Raw genomic sequence first — 3,344 nt, 5'->3', positions numbered from 1 at the left:
GGCGCTGGACTAAACAAAGGCCCCCTTTTAGGGGGCTCACACAAAGCCACCTTCTTTAGAAGGTGGTAATTTACTTTGTTGTTTAAGCACAACACCTTGGTGCGCTCCACTCGATTGCAAATAAGAACAACTATTCATAGACATTTGGCGTTAAATACAATCATACTCATTTGAAAAATAATGCATCAATGACTTCAGAGTACCGTACTCAGAGCATTGCCTCTGTATGGCAATGCAATTCTCGCGAAAGAAGTATCTTGAGGTTATTTTGGTATCGGCTCAAACAAGGAAAAGAAAATGGGTTTTATGATTGAACATTGGGACTTCTCAACCCCAGAAGCAACTCAACAATCCACCACGGCAGAGCAAATTCAAGCTAAGCATTGGTACCATTGCGAACGGCTGCATCCTGATATTCGTGGTTGGCTGGAGCAAAACCAAGTACCTCGAGCTACGGTTGATCATCTATTAGCCGACGAAAGCCGACCATCTTTCCATCCTTTAGATGACGAGAACTTCATGTTGATTTTACGAGGCGTCAATATGAACGGCAATGCATCACCAGAAGATATGCTTAGTATTCGAATTCTCTACTTTCAAGGCGCACTCATTTCAACTCGTAAAATTCCATCACGCGCGATCATGGAGATTCGCCAAGCATTAGCGGAACACAAAGGCCCAAAAAGTCTTGCTAGTTTACTTCATCAGATCATTGAAGGATTAAACAGTAAAATAGACATTTACCTTGATACAATTGAAGAAACACTAAACCAGTTCGACGTGAATGATGAATCGACGTACAAACATATGGCGACTCAAAAAGCACTGATTTCTATCAAGCGTTTTATTCGCCCTCAGCAGTACGCTATCCGTGATCTTGTGGAGTCAGAATCAGAATTGATTGCTTTGAGACCTCATCAATATCGCTTCGCACACAATAATATTACGCGCATAAATGAAACACTTGAGTTTTATCTTGGAGAAGTGGCGCTTTTCCAAGAAGAGATCAAACATCATCGTGATGAGAAAACCAATAAAAACAGTTACCTGTTTACTTTGGTAGCAACGATTTTTCTACCAACCAGCTTCTTAACAGGTTTACTCGGTATCAATGTTGGTGGAATGCCAGGTGTGGAATCCACCATGGCATTCACCTGGTTCTGTATCGCCTTAATTGTCATTTTTGGTCTAGAGTGGTGGCTATTTAAACGCTTGGGGCTCACGAATAAAGCGGACGACGAAGACGAGTAAACACTAAACCTATAAAGAACAAAAACCAAAAGAGGAGCACGCGGCTCCTCTTTTCTCTACTCACATTAGAATCTTATCCGGGGTGACCATCCACACGAGGGGTCACAAGCATCACACCAAAGCGCCACACAAATAGCCCAAACGCAACAATCCATAATCCGCCGCTGATATCAATCCACAGCATCATGTTCGCTGGGTCAAAGATCACGGCGAAACTGCGAACCAAAGCTGCCGCGGTAATCGCTGCAAACGCAAGGCTCATGTTTGGTCCTTTGTAGATCATGCGACCAGTATGTCCCATCGTCACCCGTGCAATCATCGCTAAAATCAAACCGCCTAACGCACCTATCGCAAACAGGTGAATGAGGTTATGGCTGGCAAATGCATCTCCCCAGACGCCTCGCAAAATTAAGCTTAGTGGTAAACACAAATACGCAGCATGCAGCGACCACACTAAAGGCTCGCTCAGGGTTAACCAAGGTTTCCAGCGAACAAAACGCACCAACTGAGCAACACCTGCAAACAACATCAAAGGACTACCTAGTTCTGCAAACGTCACAGGGAAAAAGCTCAGCACAAATAGCATTACCAACGGCAAATTCGCGAGCCACTCTAACCAAGCCAATGGTTGCGCTTTTTCGAAATTAAATCGACGCGCAGTAAAAAATGGAATCACACGTCCGCCCATCACTGACAACAGCAAGGTAAACCACCACAGCATTGCTTGCCACACCGCTGAAGAGCTAAAGGGCGGCATACCTTTTATCGTTGCGTAGCTTGCAAAGTTCGCAAAGATGGCCAAAAGAAACAGTGGAACGAAAAACAAATTACGCCAACCTTTGGCTCGATACACACGAATGCCCACCTCATAGGCGACAAACAGTAAAAATACCGCTTCGATACTGCTGGTTAACCATAACGGTGCTGGTGTCCAAAGCAATATGCGGGGCACTAACCACAAGCCAAATAAAGCCAGAAGCATGTAATGCTTGGTACCATTAATGCCAGTCCAGTTTTGTACCGCGGTCAGTACAAAGCCAACTACAATGGCCATTGAAAAACCGAACAACATTTCATGTACGTGCCACCACAATGCAGGCACGGCCAATGCGCTTGGCGGCCCACTTTGGAACATCCACACCCATAACGCAATCGCAACAATGGCGTAAATCGACCCAAACAGAAAAAACGGCCGAAAGCCTAATCGCAGCCATGCGGGGATTTTTTCTTCTACTTTTTTATCGGTGATATTCAGCATTATCTTGCCCTCAAGCGTCTCTCGATGCTGGTTAACTCAACTACATATTGATGCTACCATAAACATGTATAAAAAATACATGTTTATAATTAAGATTATACTTAAGAGGTAAAGTTGTGCTTCAGATGCGGGTTAGGTATAAACATGAGAGGCACAACTATCAGTTAAGGGATGCAACGACAATGTACATATTTGGCTATGGCAGTTTGATTAATTCTGCGTCGCGTAAGTTAACCGGACAAACGGGAGAAGCCATTCCCGTCATAGCACATGGGTTGGTTCGCTACTGGGGGAAGATTGACGACAGCTACAGCCTCTCTCCACTAGTGGTGAACCAAGGCGATGGACAGGTTAATGGCGTTTTACTCGAAGTAAATGAAGAAGCGCTCGCAGAATTCGACCGCCGTGAGCGAGGTTATCATCGTATTCAACTTCAGCCAGATCAAATCGAAACAGATGCGAGTTTTAACCAAGAACATGACATTTGGGTTTACGTAAAAGACGAGCCACTACCACCATGCGCAAAGAGCCCAATCATGCAAAGTTATGTTGATACCGTGCTGGCAGGTTGCTTGGAAGTTTCCCACGCGTTTGCAGAGCATTTTGTGCGTCACACCATTGGCTGGCAACACGCGAAAGAAAATGACCGCCATCAACCCAAATATGGCAACCTTGCAGGCGTGCAAGAGCATCATTACGAGTTGATTGATAATCTAATAAAAAAAGGAGCCTAACGGCTCCTTTTTAGTATCTATGTTTTGTGCCGTCCTAAATAAGGTTGACACTTTCCACCCCCAAAATTGGAGAGTGTTATGAAATCAACAACTAAAAGAAC

General features: G+C 44.5%; 3 protein-coding genes. 2 read left to right on the top strand and 1 reads right to left on the bottom strand.

Annotated features, from left to right (window positions below; translation table 11 throughout):
• Window positions 1-297: 297 nt before the first annotated feature.
• Window positions 298-1,251 carry a CorA family divalent cation transporter gene (locus R7P74_RS24480; protein WP_005391702.1) on the top strand — a complete coding sequence of 318 codons (954 nt, stop codon included), beginning with the start codon at window positions 298-300 and terminating at the stop codon, window positions 1,249-1,251.
• Window positions 1,252-1,324: 73 nt separating this feature from the next.
• Here R7P74_RS24480 and R7P74_RS24475 read toward each other — a convergent pair whose 3' ends face one another.
• Window positions 1,325-2,509, bottom strand: a complete 1,185-nt coding sequence (locus tag R7P74_RS24475) for an NnrS family protein (protein WP_017820437.1) — start codon at window positions 2,507-2,509, stop codon at window positions 1,325-1,327.
• Window positions 2,510-2,691: 182 nt separating this feature from the next.
• Here R7P74_RS24475 and R7P74_RS24470 point away from each other — a divergent pair, with 182 nt between their 5' ends.
• Window positions 2,692-3,243 carry a gamma-glutamylcyclotransferase family protein gene (locus R7P74_RS24470; protein WP_005380184.1) on the top strand — a complete coding sequence of 184 codons (552 nt, stop codon included), beginning with the start codon at window positions 2,692-2,694 and terminating at the stop codon, window positions 3,241-3,243.
• The last annotated feature ends 101 nt before the right edge of the window (window positions 3,244-3,344 follow it).

Source organism: Vibrio sp. 2033 (genome assembly GCF_033339735.1).
The sequence above is the reverse complement of the archived record's forward strand: the minus strand, read 5'-3'. Positions and strand labels throughout refer to the sequence as shown.

Coding starts and splice junctions, on each gene's coding strand:
- R7P74_RS24480 (WP_005391702.1), top strand. CDS start 298: ATGGGTTTTATGATTGAACATTGGGACTTCTCAACCCCAGAAGCAACT.
- R7P74_RS24475 (WP_017820437.1), bottom strand. CDS start 2,509: ATGCTGAATATCACCGATAAAAAAGTAGAAGAAAAAATCCCCGCATGG.
- R7P74_RS24470 (WP_005380184.1), top strand. CDS start 2,692: ATGTACATATTTGGCTATGGCAGTTTGATTAATTCTGCGTCGCGTAAG.